Origin of the sequence: Sorangium sp. So ce321, assembly GCF_051530195.1 — a bacterium.
GTDB lineage: Bacteria > Myxococcota_A > Polyangia > Polyangiales > Polyangiaceae > Sorangium.
In genome coordinates this window covers 12140765-12155602 of sequence record NZ_CP150329.1, presented here as the reverse complement: position 1 = coordinate 12155602, position 14838 = coordinate 12140765, and the positions used below count along the sequence as shown (strand labels likewise).

7 protein-coding genes are annotated in these 14838 nt (G+C 73.8%); 5 read left to right on the top strand and 2 right to left on the bottom strand.

Translation table 11 applies throughout. The features are described from left to right. Window positions 1-2 precede the first annotated feature (2 nt). The 3 genes from WME89_RS45105 to WME89_RS45095 all read left to right on the top strand — a co-directional run bounded on the left by WME89_RS45105 (window position 3) and on the right by WME89_RS45095 (window position 6659). Window positions 3-4079 (top strand): nSTAND1 domain-containing NTPase, encoded by a 4077-nt coding sequence (locus tag WME89_RS45105; RefSeq protein WP_438005731.1) that lies wholly within the window; start codon window positions 3-5, stop codon window positions 4077-4079. Between the two features lie 137 nt (window positions 4080-4216). Continuing rightward, complete coding sequence (locus WME89_RS45100; protein WP_438005730.1) at window positions 4217-5230, top strand: ADYC domain-containing protein; 1014 nt, start codon at window positions 4217-4219, stop codon at window positions 5228-5230. Between the two features lie 253 nt (window positions 5231-5483). Next, window positions 5484-6659, top strand: coding sequence for a hypothetical protein (locus WME89_RS45095; RefSeq protein ID WP_438005729.1), 1176 nt, complete (start codon window positions 5484-5486; stop codon window positions 6657-6659). Window positions 6660-6894: 235 nt separating this feature from the next. On the opposite strand, the gene WME89_RS45090 is transcribed toward WME89_RS45095, so the two are convergent. Together WME89_RS45090 and WME89_RS45085 are read right to left on the bottom strand one after the other, a co-directional pair. After that, a complete protein-coding gene (locus WME89_RS45090; RefSeq protein ID WP_438005728.1) occupies window positions 6895-7851 on the bottom strand; it encodes a DMT family transporter in 957 nt (318 codons plus the stop codon). Between the two features lie 55 nt (window positions 7852-7906). Then, window positions 7907-8491 (bottom strand): peroxiredoxin, encoded by a 585-nt coding sequence (locus WME89_RS45085; protein ID WP_438005727.1) that lies wholly within the window; start codon window positions 8489-8491, stop codon window positions 7907-7909. A 528-nt stretch (window positions 8492-9019) separates the two neighbouring features. On the opposite strand from WME89_RS45085, the gene ypfJ reads away from it, so the two are divergent. Both ypfJ and WME89_RS45075 read left to right on the top strand, forming a co-directional pair. Continuing rightward, window positions 9020-9856: a KPN_02809 family neutral zinc metallopeptidase gene (ypfJ, locus tag WME89_RS45080; RefSeq protein ID WP_438005726.1), complete on the top strand. Its 837-nt coding sequence runs from the start codon at window positions 9020-9022 to the stop codon at window positions 9854-9856. Between the two features lie 268 nt (window positions 9857-10124). Then, window positions 10125-14771 carry a HEAT repeat domain-containing protein gene (locus tag WME89_RS45075; protein WP_438005725.1) on the top strand — a complete coding sequence of 1549 codons (4647 nt, stop codon included), beginning with the start codon at window positions 10125-10127 and terminating at the stop codon, window positions 14769-14771. Window positions 14772-14838 lie beyond the last annotated feature (67 nt).

Sequence of the window (14838 nt, the reverse complement as noted above, 5' to 3'; positions counted from 1 at the left end):
CCGTGAACCAGAAGACCGCCCCCACCCTCTCGCAGGCCGTCCTGCGCCCCGGCGCGGCGGACACGCGGCCGGCCGACGCGCTGCCGCCGTCGGCCTCGAGCCCGCCGAGCCTCAGCCCGCCGAGCCTCAGCCCGCCGAGCCTCAGCCCGCCGAGCCTCAGCCCGCCGAGCTTCAGCCCGCCGAGCTTCAGCCCGCCGAGCCGGCTCGAGGAGTACCGGCTCGTCCAGAAGCTGGGCAGCGGCGGCATGGGGGACGTCTACCTCGCGCGCGACACGCTGCTCGACCGGATGGTCGCCGTGAAGTTCATCCGCGCGGCGACGGCGGACGCCGAGGTGCGCGCGCGGCTGCTCGCCGAGGCGCGCGCGGCCGCCCGCATCCAGCACCCGAACGTCGTCGCCGTCTACCGCGTCGGCGAGCTCCGGGGGCAGCTGTTCATCGTCTCGGAGTTCGTCCGCGGCCAGAGCCTCGACCGCGTCGGCGTGCCGATGCCCTCGCAGCGCGTGCTCGAGCTCGGGGCGGGGCTCGCGAGGGGCCTCGCGGCGGCCCACCGCCGGGGGGTGCTGCACCTCGACATCAAGCCGGCCAACGCGGTGCTCACCGAGGAAGGCGAGGCGAAGCTCCTCGATTTCGGCCTCGCCAAGCTCCTCGAGCCGGCCGCGCGGCCCGAGCTCGCCGGCAGGGCGCGCGCGCAGGAAGAGCGCCGCAGGCCCGGCGCGCTCGCCGAGACGCTCGGCGCGGCCGAGCTCGGCCGCGTCGAGGCGACCGCGACCCCGCTGCCGCAGGGCGACGCCGACGCGACCCTCGCGCGCACCGGCGACGAGCCGCTCGACGGGGAGATCCGCGAGGCGGCCGAGCTCGCGACGAGGCTGCTCGACGCGACGAAGAGCGTCCTCGGCGGCACGCCGCACTACCTGCCGCCCGAGCTGTGGCGCGGCGACCTGGCGACGCGCCGCTCCGACGTGTACGCGCTCGGCGCGGTGCTCTACGAGCTCTGCGCCGGCGCGCCGCCGCACGACGACGTGCCGCTGGACGACCTGCCGCGCGTCGCCCAGAGCTACCGGCCCCGGCCCCTCGCCGCGCTCGCGCCGGGCGCCGACGCGCGGCTCGCGGCGGTCATCGAGCGGTGCCTCGAGATCGACCCCGCCGCCCGCTTCGCCTCGGGCGACGAGCTGCGCGACGCGCTCGAGCAGCTGCTCGCGAGGAGCCGGCGCGCCGCGATCGCGCCGGAGGGCAACCCCTACCGCGGGCTGCTCGTCTTCGACCTCGAGCACCGCGCGGTGTTCTACGGGCGCAGCTCCGAGACGGGGACGATCCTCGACCGGCTGCGCTCCGAGCCGATGATCGTCGTGGCCGGCGACTCGGGCTCGGGCAAGTCCTCGCTCTGCCGCGCCGGCGTGCTCTCGCTCGTGCTCGAGGGCGCCCTCGGCGGCGGGCGCGACTTCCAGGCGGCGATGATGGTGCCCGGCCGGCACCCGCTCGCCGCGCTGGCCGCCGCGCTCGAGCCCGTCCTCGGCTCCCCCGCCGAGCGCATCGCCGAGGCCGTGCGCGCGGCGCCGGGCTCGGTCGCCCGCGACCTCCGCGCGCGCCTCGGGGAGCGCGGCGGGCTCGTGCTGTTCGTCGACCAGATGGAGGAGCTCGCGACCCTCAGCAACCCGGGCGAGGCGGCGCTCGTCGGCGAGGTCCTCAGCGCGTTCGCGGCGCGCTCGCCCTCGCTGCGCCTGCTCGCGACGGTGCGCGGCGACTTCCTCGCGCGCGTGGCCGGCATCTCCGGCCTGGGCGACGAGATCGAGCGCGCGCTCTACCTGCTCCGCCCGATGTCGGCGGACAAGCTGCGCGAGGCCATCACCGGGCCGGCGCGCGCCAAGGGGGTGGCGTTCGAGTCCGACGCGGTCGTGGACGCGCTCGTCGAGTCGACCGCGCGCGCCGAGGGCGGGCTGCCGCTGCTCCAGTTCGCGCTCGCCGAGCTGTGGGACGCCCGCGCCGCGCCCGACGCGCCGCTCAGCAGCGAGGATCTCGCGCAGATCGGCGGCGTCGAGGGCGCGCTCGCCCGCCACGCCGATCGCGTGCTCGGCCGCATGCCGCCCGCGGTCCACGCGGCCGCGCGGCGGCTGCTCGGCGCGCTCATCACGCCGCAGGGCACGCGGACGCGCCGCGCCGAGGGCGAGCTCGCGCAGGGCGGCGACGACGGGCCGGCGCGCGCGGCGCTCGACGCGCTCGTGCAGGGCCGCCTCCTGTTCGCCCGCGAGGGCGAGCAGGGGACGGTCTACGAGATCGCCCACGAGGCGCTGATCCACGGCTGGGGGACGCTGCGCCACTGGCTGGAGGAGCAGCGCGAGCAGCGCGCCACGCGCCAGCGCCTCGAGGCCTCCGCCGCCGAGTGGGAGCGGCTCGGCCGGCGCCGCGACGCGCTCTTCAGCGCGCGCCAGCTCGAGGAGGCGAGGGGCCTCGACCCGGGCGAGCTGCCGCCGCGCGAGGCGGCGTTCCTGCGGGCGTCGCGGCGCGCCGTCCTCACGCAGCGCGCGGTCCGGTGGGCGCTCGTCGTGGGCGTGCCGCTCGTCGCCGCGCTGCTCTACGGGGCGCTGGAGCTCAGGGCGGCGCGCCACCTGTCCGCGCGGGCCGACCGGCGGATCCAGGAGGCGGCCGTCACCTCGGCCGCCGCCGCGCGCGCGAGCGCCGAGGCCGAGGCGCTCCGCGCGGAGGCGCTCGCGGCGTTCGACGACAGGCGCCGCGACGAGGGGGAGGCGCTCTGGGATCGCGCGCGCAGGCGCGCCGCCGAGGCCGAGGGGCTCTCCCTGCAGGTGGGCCAGAAGCTGGAGGCCGCGCTCACGCTCGACGGCACCCGCCATGACGCGCACGACCGGCTCGGCGACGTCCTTTATGAGCGCGCGGTCGCCGCGGACAGGAGGGGCGATATCGCGCTGCGCGACGAGCTGCTCCAGCGCATGACCACCTACGATCCCGACGGCGCGCGCCGGCAGCGGTGGAACACGCCCGCCGAGGTCGCCATCGAGACCGATCCCCCCGGCGCGGACATCACGATCGAGCGGTACGAGGGCGACGCGGAGGGGCGCCGGCAGCTGGTCGACCAGCGGCGGCTCGGGTCGACGCCCCTCGCGCCCCTCGCGCTGCCGCAGGGCTCTTACCTGCTGACCTGCGAGGCGCGGAACCGCACCATCGTTCGCTATCCGTTCCTGGTCCGACGCGGCGAGTCGCTGCGGCTCTCCGTCTCACTCCCGCCGGCCGGCGAGGTCCCCGCCGGGTTCATCTACGTCCCGCCTGGCCGCTTCCTGTTCGGCGCCTCCCTGGACGACATGTACCGCTGGGCGTTCCTCTCGACCGTCCCCCTTCACGAGATCAGCACGGGCGCCTACCTCATCGCGCGGCACGAGACGACGTTCCAGGAGTGGCTCGACTACATCCAGGACCTCCCGAGAGAGCCCCGCGGGCGCCCCTCGATCCAGGCGGGCAACGGCGCGATGACAGGCGCCCTCGGGCTGCGCCAGCTGCCGAACGGCGTGTGGCAGCTCACGATTCAGCCCACGGTGCAGGCTTATACGGCGCGCGCCGGGGAGCCGCTCGTCTACCCCTCGCGGTCGGCGCGGGCGCAGCAGGACTGGCTCCGTTTTCCGGTCACGGGCATCTCCTTCGCTCAGGCCACCGAGTACGCCGCGTGGCTCCACCGGACGGGCCGCGTCCGCGGCGCCCGCCTCTGCACCGATCACGAGTGGGAGCGCGCGGCTCGCGGCGCCGACAGCCGCATCTTCCCGCACGGGGACAGGCTCTCTCCCGGCGACGCCAACTTCGATGAGACCTACGGCAAGGAGAGCTCCACGATGGGTCCAGATGAGGTGGGCTCGCACCCTGTCTCACGTAGTCCCTTCGGTGTCGACGACATGGCGGGGAACGTCCTCGAGTGGGCGATTTCGTCGATCGAGGTGGATAAAGTCCTTTTGCGCGGAGGGGCTTACCTCTATGATCAAACATCGGTTCGTAGTGACAATCGGACCGTCGTTGATGGCACCTTCCTCGATCCGGTGATCGGTCTCCGCATCTGTGCCTCGTTTCCTCCACCACCGTAACGGGCGACGCTGATCTGACGCGCCGCACGGGCGGCGCCGCAGGCCACGTCCACCGCACGACCGGAGGCCTACAGCCGGAAGGGAGATCGTCGGCGCGCGAGGCGTCACGGCTTCAGCTTCATCGTCCGGAGGCAAGTATGTTCCACCGAGGGTTCCTGGCGGCGTCGATGGTCGGGCTCCTGTCTCTGGGCGTCGGGTGCGCCGCGGAGGTCGACGGCGGTGAGGACGAGGAGGCGCTGGCGGACAGCTCGCCCGCCCTGCTGGGGTCGAACAACCTCACCCTCAACGGCACGTACCTGAACGGCACCCAGCTCAACGGGGTGCGCTTCAACGGGGTGCGCTTCAACGGGGTGCGCTTCAACGGCGTCTCCCTGAACGCGACGGCGCTGGTCGGGACGCGCGAGAGCGACGGTAGGCTCGTCAGCGGGAGCGATTTCATCGGCGCGGATCTCGAGGCGGTCCTGGACGACCTGTCGACGGTGGCTGTCCGCATCACGAACGTCGCCGAGCGCGGCGGGCTCCGGTACTACACGGTCAAGTACAACGTCGTCGGCGGGCTCTGGGCGAACATCTGCGGCGAGGGCATCGAGGCGATCCCGCTGAGGGGGACCTGGGACGAGGCGACCGGCGCCTACTCGGACGACGGGAGCCAGTTCACGTTCGGCTGCCAGGGCGCGGCGCTCGCGAAGTGCGCCGAGTGGGGCTACAACACGTGGTCGCCCCGGGCGGAGTGCAACGGGAGCGTCTGCGAGAGCAGGGATCTCTCGTATCTTCATCAGGCGTGCGTCCGCCTGGTGCGCGCCGACTACTGCGGCGACGGCGTGCCGCACACGAAGCCCGGGACGGCGATCGACGTCTGGGACGCGCTCGGCATCCAGACGGAGACCGAGGGCTCCGGCATGAGCCTCGAGGCGGAGTGGACCGTGGACGGCGCCGCGTGCGTCAAGCACACGCGGTGGAAGGGCCTCGTCGGCAGCAACCCGGACCGCGACTACATCATGACCCATTGCCCGCAGCGGTGGGCCGGGAACGACGTGAGCTGCGGCGGCGCCTCGTCGACATTCAACAGGGCGAGCGGCTTCACGACGCCGCTCCGCCAGCGGCGCCTCCTGCGGAACGCGTCGTCCTTGACGAACGTGAGCTCGCTGTAGGTCGCGCCGCGGCGCGGCGCCGGGCGCGCTGGCACGGTCGCGCCCGGGCAGGGGAGTGCCGGAGTGTGTCAGCGACGCGGCGTGAAGATCGAGGGGAGTGCGCCGCGCTCCGCGCAGCTCTCGACGATTCTTGTGTGACGTAGCCCCGGCCGGAGTGGCACATGGCTTGCGATAGCAGCCGGCACAAGGCGCCATGTTCCGAGCTCCTCGCTGTGCTCATGAGGCAGCGGGGCATGGGCTGGAGGTGCACGTCATGCTGCTCGACCCATCCTTTCGACGAACGCTCATCGCCCGCCTGTTGCTGAGCGCCGGCCCCTCGACGGCGGCTGCGCTCCTGATCGCGGCGCCGGGCTGCGGCGAGCCCGAGACCGACAAGGCCGCCGAGACCGCCGACATCCGCTGCTTCGAGTGGTTCGAGGAGCTCGGGGCGTGCCTGGGCCGAGATCAGGCGCTGGAAGAGTTCAGGTCCATCCAACCGTTCTGCGACGGCGAGGAGGAGATCGTCTCGGTGGACAGCGACGCGACGCAGCGAGAGGGCGCGTGCTGCTACGAGGTGAGCATCGAGGAGACCGGCCCCTGCGCCGTGGGCCGACCCTTCACGCTGGAGGGGCACCGGCGTACGGCGGCACCGCGGCCGGCAGAGACAGGGTGGCTCGCGCGCGGGAAGAGCACTGGCCCCTGCGGGATGAAGCCTTCGCTCGCGCATCTGACGGACGAGGAGCGGGAGACGCTCGCGGAAGGCTGGCTCAGGAGCGCGCTCGAGGAGCACGCGTCGGTGGCCTCGTTCGCGCGCTTCGCGCTGGATCTCATGGCCCACGGCGCGCCGTCGTCGCTCGTCGAGGCCGCGCACATCGCCGCGCTCGACGAGGTCGCGCATGCCCGCCTCGGCTTCTCGCTCGCGTCCGCCTACCGGGGCGCGCCGGTCGGCCCGGCCGCCTTCCCCATGCCGCCCGGGGTCCCTGTCGCCGCGGACCTCGTGGCGCTGGCGTGCGCCGCCGCGGAGGAAGGCTGCGTCGGCGAGACAGCGGCTGCGCTGGTCGCGGCGGAGCAGCGCGCCCGCGCCGAGGACCCCGCCGTCCGCGCGGCGCTCGAGGCCATCGCGGACGACGAGGCCCGGCACGCCGAGCTCGCGTGGCTCACGGTGGCGTGGGCGATCGGGGCCGGCGGCGAGCCGGTCCGCAGCGCCGTGGCCGGCGTCTTCGAGGCCGCCGCGCGGTCGCTCCAGCGGCCGCCTCCGGCGGAGGCCGAGGTCGAGGCGCCGCGCGGCCGCGCCGCCGCGCTCGCGGCGCACGGCCACCTCGCCGGTGCCGAGCTGCGCGCGCTGTCCCGCGCCGCGGTCGCTCAGGTGGTGCTGCCGTGCGCGCTCTCTCTCGGTCTCTGGAAGCCCCGAGCCGCCGCAGCGGCGGTCGCGCCGGCGGTGAGCGCCTAGCTCCGCGCGTCAGGATCCTGCCAGGGACCTGCCTCGCGAGCGAAGAGAGATTCGACGCAAAGGCGCCAAGAGCGCAAAGACGCAATGCATACTTTGTCCTCTTGCGCCTTCGCGACTTCGCGCCTTTGCGTTGAAACCTCTCTTCGGCCATCCCTGGCCGGACCGCTGGTGGGCGGAGCTAGGACCGATTCGCCTCGAGCCGCGCCATGACGTCGCGAGGCGAGGCGCAGGGCATTCAGGTCGTCGCCGGCTTGTGGGTGGCGAAGAAGAGGCCCGGCAGCACCAGCGCCGCGCCGAGCCAGTGGTGGAGGGCAAGCGTCTCGCCGAGAAACACCCAGGCCAGCACGGCGGTATAGACAGGCGACATGTAGAGCAGCAGGCCGGTGCGGCCGGGGCCGAGATGCTGGGTGATATAGCCGTACGTGGCATAGGCGCCGACGCCCGGCACCAGGACAAGGGTCAGCACGGCGGCGACGGTGCGCAGGTCGAAATCCGGCGGACCGCGGCTGGCCAGCTCCCAGCCGAGGGGCGGCAGCAGGAGGATCACCCCGGCCAGCGCGATCGCGGTGAGCCGCGCCGTGACCCCCAGCGGATCGGGCCAGCGCTTCAGCAGCACGGTGTACAGCGCCCAGGAGATCGCGGCGGCAAGGATGAGCAGGTCGCCGGCGCTGAAGCTGAGCGCCAGCAGGGCCGCCGGGTCGCCGCGCAGCACGATGACCAGCACGCCGGCCAGCGCCAGCCCGGCGCCCAGGCCCTGGCGCCGGCTGAGCCGGTCGCCGAACATGGCCCGTGACAGCAGGATGATCATCACCGGCGAGACGGCGTAAATCAGGCCGATGTTGGTGGCCGTGGTGCTGGCGGCGCCGCGGTAGACGCCGGCGCCGCAGATGCCCATGCCGAGCAGGCCGAGGAGGGCGTATCTGGCCCAGCCGCGGCGCAGCGCGGCGCGGTGGCGCCACAATTCGCGGCCGCAGAAGGGCAGCAGCACCAGCACGACGCCCAGCCAGCGCAGCTCCGCCAGCGCCACCGGCGGAATGAAATCCGCCGTGGCGCGCGCCAGGATCATGTTGGCGGTGAACAGCGCCGGGGTGACGAACAGCAGGACCTGGGCGATGCGCTGGTCGCGGGACCCGGCGAGGCGGACAGGGGCGGAAGCCACGGGGGGCGAAGAGTAGGGAAGAGCCGCTGCCATGGCCAGGGCTCGACCCTGACGCCGCCGGGCGAGGCGCTCGAGGCGGGAGAGCCGCTCAGCTCCTCGCCGCGGCGAGGATCGCCGCGGTGTGCTCCTTGGGATCCACCTCGAGCCACACCTGCTTGATCTTGCCGTCCTTGCCGATGAGGAAGGACTGGCGCGTGGCGACGTCGTTGCGCAGCGGCACGTGGAACGCCCTGGCGACGGCGCCGTCCGCGTCGACGACGAGCGGGAACGGGAGCTCGTACTTCTGGATGAAGGCCTGATGGCTCTGCGCGTCCTGGGTCGAGACGCCGTAGACCTCGAGCCCGGCGCCCTGGAGATCGGCCCAGCCGTCGCGCAGGCCCTTGGCCTGGACGGTACAGCCCGGCGTGTCGTCCTTGGGGTAGAAATAGACGAGCACCTGCTTGCCTTGCAGGCTCGAGAGCTTCACTTCCTTGCCGTCGTGCAGCGTGAGCGTCACGTCGGGCGCGGCGTCGCCGGGCTTGAGCGCTGCGGGCTGGGCAGCGCTGGAGGCGCCCGTCTGAGCGGGCTTCTCGGCGGCCCCGCCGGGCGCGCCGGCGGGCTCGTTGCAGCCGGCGGCGAGGGCAAGCGCCGCGAGCGCGACGCCGAGGGGGGAAGCGAGGTGCGTTCTGCTCATGATGGCGCGCATGGTCCCACCGGCCCTCGGTGACCGCAAGCGAGCATCGCGCGATGAACGGCAGTGCGGCTGAGGTCGACAGAGCCGGCTTCTCCCCGGCGCGCGGTCCAGGGGGCAGGGTCATGGAGGGAGACTGCATGCAAGCCAAACCACCCGAGGCCCCCGGGAGACCGCATGAGGCGATAGCCTCGGCGCCGAGCGATATATCGAAGTGCCCAGGCGACGCCATGTCCCCCGATCTGGGCTTGGGTCCATCGCCCCGGAGGGCTCATCGAGGATCCTCGTCGCGCCGTCGGGCGCCGATGGTCTGCGCCCCGTCACCGCAGATCGGTTGATATTGGCCCATGGCGTCCCGGTGATCTGGGCCGACGTCGACGCGCCGTGAGGTTTCATGGCCCGGCAGCGCCGCTCAGCGGGCGAGTCGCTCGCGCGCCCCCCGCGCCGCGCTCGAGGCGAGCAATGCAAAACGTCCCGACCAAAAGGTAGGGTGGCGCCTGAAGTGGAGTCCACGCTATACCTGCGGTTGTCATGCGCTGGACACCTGGAAAACGCAGTGCGAACCTCCAAGACCTCCGCGGCGTATCCGGCGGAGCGAAGCTCGGCATGGGCGGGACGGTGATCCTGCTCGTGCTCTCGCTCGTCTTCGGGAAGGATCTCCTCAACTCGGGGCTCGGCGAGGGCGTGTCGCTCCCCGGCGCGCAGACCGAGCGCGCGAGCTCGCCCGAGGAGGAGCGGCTCGTCGATTTCGTCTCCTTCGTCCTCGATGACACCGAGGCCGTGTGGAAGCAGGAGTTCAGCCAGGCGGGGCAGACCTACCCGGCGCCCAAGCTCACGGTGTTCACCGATTCCGTGAGGTCGGGCTGCGGCGTCGGCGAGTCGGCGATGGGCCCGTTCTACTGCCCGGCGGACCGGACGGCGTACATCGACCTCGGCTTCTACCGCGAGCTCAAGGCGCGCTTCGGCGCGCCCGGCGACTTCGCCCAGGCGTACGTGCTCGCCCACGAGATCGGCCACCACGTGCAGAACGTGCTCGGGATCGAGCGCCGCATGCGCCAGCAGCAAGCCGCGCGTCCGAGCGATCGAAACGCGCTCTCCGTGCGCATGGAGCTCCAGGCGGACTGCTTCGCCGGCATCTGGGCCAACTCCACGGCGAAGCGCGAGCTGCTCGAGGCGGGCGACGCGGAGGAGGCCCTCCAGGCGGCGTCCGCGATCGGCGACGACCGCCTGCAGAAGAGCGCGACCGGCAGGGTCAACCCGGAGACGTGGACGCACGGCTCGTCCGCGCAGCGGGTCGCCTGGTTCAAGCGCGGCATGCAGGGCGGCCGCATCGAGGACTGCGACACGTTCGCCGAGGGCTCGCCCTGAGCGGAAAGGGCGCGCCCGAGGCGGCCTGAGCTGTCCAGCGCGCCGCGTCGCGCGCTGGCGCGTGTGTTCAAGACGACCACGAAGCGGCGCGCCGAGCGCGCGCGACTCCGCCCCTCCTTCCGGGGACGCGCGGGCGCCCGAAGAGCGGCTCGCGACAGCTCCGCGCGAAGGTGTACCCTGCTCGCCCGCCGATGGTCTCGCTGCACGGTGTCCTCCGCTCCCCGCCGCAAGGCCGGCCCCTTCGCGATCGTCGTCCCGCGGAGGTGCCGTGAGCTCGCGCCCGTCGACCGACTCCTGGACCGCCGCGCCGCGGACGATCGCGGAGGTCATCGAGGACAGCCTGCCGCAGATCGAGGTGCGCCTGCGCCCGCGCGCCATCGCCACGGTCGTCGCGCGCGTCACCGCCGACCTGGGCGACGAGGACCACCCGAGGCCCGCGCTCCTCGCCGCGCTCGCCCGGTGCGCCGACGGCGCGGCCGCCGACGTCGACCGGCTGCGCAGCGCCGAGTCCGCGCTCGTCGTCGCCTATCAGTCGGCCGCCACCCCCGCCGAGCGGCGCGAGCTCCTCGCGCGGCAGCTCCGCGTCTGGGCGCGCGAGCGCAAGAAGAGCGGCCTCTCCCTGCTCGGCTGGGCCGCCGCCCGCGTCGAGCAGGCCGGCGACATGTCGGCGCTCGGCCGCAGCCTCGACCTCGAGGCGGCCCAGGAGCGCTTCGCCACCGCGATCGCCGACCGCCTCGACGAGATCGAGGTCGCCTACCACGCGCTCACCCACCTCGCGCACCACCTCGACGACCCGTCCGACGCGCTGCACGTCGCCCGCGACGGCGGCGTCCTCCGGCTCGCGATCGCGCACGCCGAGCCGAGCCGCCCCGCGCCCGTCCGCCGCGCCGCCCTGCTCGCCGCCGTCGCCCTGCTGCAGCGCATCCCGGCGCGCGAGCGGCTCGGCCACCTCGGGCTCGACGCGGCCCGCTCGGTGCTGGCGTGGTCGCGCGGCGTCAACGCGCCCCGCTGGGTGCAGATCGCCGCGCTGGAGATCGGCGTCCTCCTCTTCCCGGACGAGGCGTTCTCGCTGCTCGCCGAGCGCATCCGCGCGCGCGACCCCGCGGACAAGGACGGCCCCATCCTCCGGCGCAACGCCCTGCGCCTCCTCGGCGCGGCCGCGCGCCCCTCGGCCCTGGTGATCCCGATCGACGGCGCGCGCCCCGCGCGCCGCGCCGGCGCAGCCCAGGACCCGCCGGTCTGGAACGGCACGCACGTCGGCCGCGGCAGCAGGCCGAGCGCCGCCCCGGAGGTCGACGCCCTCGCCGCCGCCGGCGGCGCGCGCGAGGAGACCGAGGAGCCCGAGCGCTCCGGCGCGCCCGACGTGAGCGCGCCCGACTCGGCCCCCCGGCTCAGCGCGGAGCCGGCGGTCAGCGCGCCGCCTGCCCGCCCGGCGCCCGCGAGCGCGGAGCCGCTGGCGATCGCGCTCATCGCGCGCGACGACCCGAGCGAGCACGTCCGCCAGGAGCTCGTGCGCCAGCTCGTCGCGATCGGCAGCCCCGAGGCCCTGACCGTGCTCGTCGAGCTCGCCGAGGGCGACGCGTCGCCGCGCGTCCGCGGCTACGCCATGCGGGAGCTCTCCCGCCACGCCACCGAGCACGTGGAGGCCGCCCCGTTCGCCGAGCGCGCCGTCCGCTTCGCCCTCGCGAAGCCCGGCCCGCCGCTCGCGTCGCGCGCGGCGCTCGAGGCGGTCCGCACGCTCTGCGCCGGGCCGTACGCCCCCCTGCCGCCGCCGACGTTCGTCGACCTGCTCGCCGAGTTCGCGAGCCGCCCGGCGCTCGCGCCGGACCTCTCCGACGACGCGGCCGCGGCGCTCCGGCTGCTCGAGGTCGAGAGCCGCCCGATCGCCGAGCGCATCCGCCAGACCCTCGTCGCGGCGGCCTCGGAGCTGCTCGAAGGCGAGAGCGCGCCGGTCGAGATCCCGCGCGACGCCGAGCCCCGCGACGTCGAGCGCGCCCTCGCGGTCGCGTCGCGCGGGGACATGACCTACACGCTGCGGCGCCGGGGCCGGGGCCGGTACGTGCTCACGCGCGGCGAGCCGCGCGGCTTCCGCCTCTGGCGGCTCGTGCACGAGCTGCGCACGCCGATGCCGGACAAGCGCAAGGGGTGGATCCACACGAGCGGCCGCCTGTTCGCGGGCGAGCTCGTCGCGCCGCCGGTCGGCATGGCGGAGGTCACGCCCACGCGCGTGCCGGGCGAGCGCCACGTCTACCCGCCCGTCGGCGGCTGGGGGCCGTTCATGCCCCGCATCGACGACCTGCTCGCCGCCGCGAGCCTCACCCAGCGCGAGATCCGCCTCATCACGGCGCGCGGCACGGTCACGGTGCGCGGGCCGGCCAAGCTCGCGCACCGGCTGCGCGCCCGCGCCCTGCTCACGCTGCGCTACGACCGCTACGCGCAGGCCCGCATGCGCGCGCTCGTGGCGCAGGAGCCGGCCGAGCAGAAGAAGTTCACGCTGATGACCGGCGAGCTCGGCTTCACCGTCGCGCTCGGCGACACGGGCGGCGAGGTCGACGGCCGGCCGTACGCGATCGAGCCGCACCTGCCGAGCAAGTACCTCGCCGTCGCGCTGCCCTCGGCGCTCCAGCTCGGCCGCGACTGGCTCGCCGGCCCGTCGGTGCCCGTCTGGATCGACAGCTTCTTCTCGTACCTCGTGTCGCCGGCGGGCAACGTCCCGACGCAGCTCGCGTGGGTCGTGTTCCTCGTCCTCGCCTACATGGTGCTGCGGGCCGCGTGGATCATGACGCAGATCGAGCGCGCGCGCCGCGGCATCCCGCTCTCGATCGGCGGCTGGGGGACGCGGGGCAAGAGCGGCTCGGAGCGGCTCAAGGCCGCGCTCTTCCACGCGCTCCGGTACGACGTGGTCGTGAAGACGACCGGCTGCGAGGCGATGTTCATCCACGCCATGCGCGACCTGCCGGCGCAGGAGATCTTCATCTACCGCCCGTACGACAAGGCGACGATCTGGGAGCAGCGGAACATCCTCACCGCCGGGCGGAACCTCCGCGCGCAGGTGTTCCTGTGGGAGTGCATGGCGCTCCAGCCGCTCTTCGTGGACACGCTCTGCTCCGAGTGGATGCGCGACGAGATCACGACGCTCACGAACGCGTACCCGGATCACGAGGACATCCAGGGCCCCGGGGGCGAGGACGTCGCGCGGGTGATAGCGCGCTTCATGCCGACGGACGGGCTGTCCTTCACGACGGAGGAGCAGATGCTCCCGCTGCTCAAGGACGCGGCGCAGCGCCGGGGGACGAACCTCGTCGCGATCCCGCCGATCGACGCGGATCTCCTGCCGGTCGACCTCCTGGACCGGCTGCCCTACCAGGAGCACCCGCGCAACGTGGCGCTGGTGCTGGCGCTCGCGGACCATTTCGGCGTGGATCGCGAGTTCGCGCTGGTCGAGATCGCCGACCACGTGATCCTCGACCTCGGCGTGCTGAAGACGTACCCGACGGTGAGCTACCGGGGGAGGAAGCTGACGTTCTCGAACGGGATGAGCGCGAACGAGCGCGCCGGGTTCATGTCGAACTGGACGCGGCTCGCGTTCGACAAGCACGACATGGACGCGACGCCCGGCAAGGCGACGGTGATGGTGGTGAACAACCGCGCGGACCGGGTCGCGCGGTCGCGCGTCTTCGCGCAGATCATCGTGGAGGACATCGGGGTCGATCACGTGGTGCTGATCAACTCGAACCTCGGCGGGATGATGCAGTTCATCACCGAGGGGCTCGACGCGCGGCTCCGCGACATGGTGATCACGGGCGACGGGGGCAAGGAGCGCGCGCTGGAGCGCTTCGACGAGCAGATGAAGAAGGTGGGGGTCCCGGCGCGGGCGGGCGCGTTCGAGGACGATCTCACCCGGATGCTGCGCGCGCTGCCGACGATCGACGAGGCGGCGGCGGCGGCGATCGTGGGCGGGCCCGACGTGGCGGGGAAGAAGGGCGAGCCGGAGGCGATCGAGGCGGCGGTGAAGAAGGCGCTGGAGGCGCACGCGCCGCCGGCGGGGGAGGACGACATCCGCCCGGACATCATCCACCACGCGGCGCGGCTGGCGCGGCGGCTGGCGCGGCGCGACAAGGCGCGCGCCGAGGTGGAGGCGGCGCTGTCGCGGGGCGCGGACGCCGAGGCGAACCAGGCGTTCCGGGTGGCGTTCCGCGAGCTGTCCCTCGAGCGCATCGCGGTGCTGTGGAACGCGGACGCGAAGGGGGACAAGGTGATCGACTTCATCACGCGCGAGATCCCGCCGGGGTTCGACGCGCGGCTGATGGGGTCGCAGAACATCAAGGGGACGGGGCTCGACTTCGTTTACCGGTGGCTCTCGATGGACCGGGTGCGGACGGCGGTCGAGCGGATGCAGAGCAACGCGTCGTCGCGGCGCGAGGTGCTGACGTTCTTCCTGTCGTACTCGGACTTCGGCCTGATCGACCTGCGCGAGGCGCTCGCGGCGGTGCGCGCGGCCAAGGAGCAGGGCGGCGCCGAGTGGGCGGAGCACGCGAACCTCATCGACGGGGCGATCCGGCGGCTCGAGGCGCTCGACAAGGAGAAGACCGCGGCGCTGGTGGTGACGGGCAAGACGGGGGTCGGGACGAAGGTGCTGCTCCGGATCGAGCAGTTCGTCGATCACATGGATTCGGTGCGCCGGACGCGGTGGGCGAAGATCGTGATGGACGACCTGTTTGCGATGCGCATCGGCCACGGCCAGGCCGCGCTCCTGCTGCGGGAGATCGTGGGGCGGCAGAAGGGCGGATGGCTGGCGAAGGATCTCGCCAAGTGGGTCGAGAAGCGCAGGGCGTGGCTGGAGAGCCGGCGGAAGAAGAAGAAGGCGGAGGCGGCCGCGCCACCGCCGGGGGCGGCGGCGGCGGAGCAGGGGTAACGAGGGAGAGGGGGCAGGCGGGCGGGGGAGCGCTGCTGCCGCTGGGGGTTTGGCCCGTGCTATCCTC

Coding starts and splice junctions, on each gene's coding strand:
- WME89_RS45100 (WP_438005730.1), top strand. CDS start 4,217: ATGTTCCACCGAGGGTTCCTGGCGGCGTCGATGGTCGGGCTCCTGTCT.
- WME89_RS45095 (WP_438005729.1), top strand. CDS start 5,484: ATGCTGCTCGACCCATCCTTTCGACGAACGCTCATCGCCCGCCTGTTG.
- WME89_RS45090 (WP_438005728.1), bottom strand. CDS start 7,851: ATGGCAGCGGCTCTTCCCTACTCTTCGCCCCCCGTGGCTTCCGCCCCT.
- WME89_RS45085 (WP_438005727.1), bottom strand. CDS start 8,491: ATGAGCAGAACGCACCTCGCTTCCCCCCTCGGCGTCGCGCTCGCGGCG.
- ypfJ (WP_438005726.1), top strand. CDS start 9,020: ATGCGCTGGACACCTGGAAAACGCAGTGCGAACCTCCAAGACCTCCGC.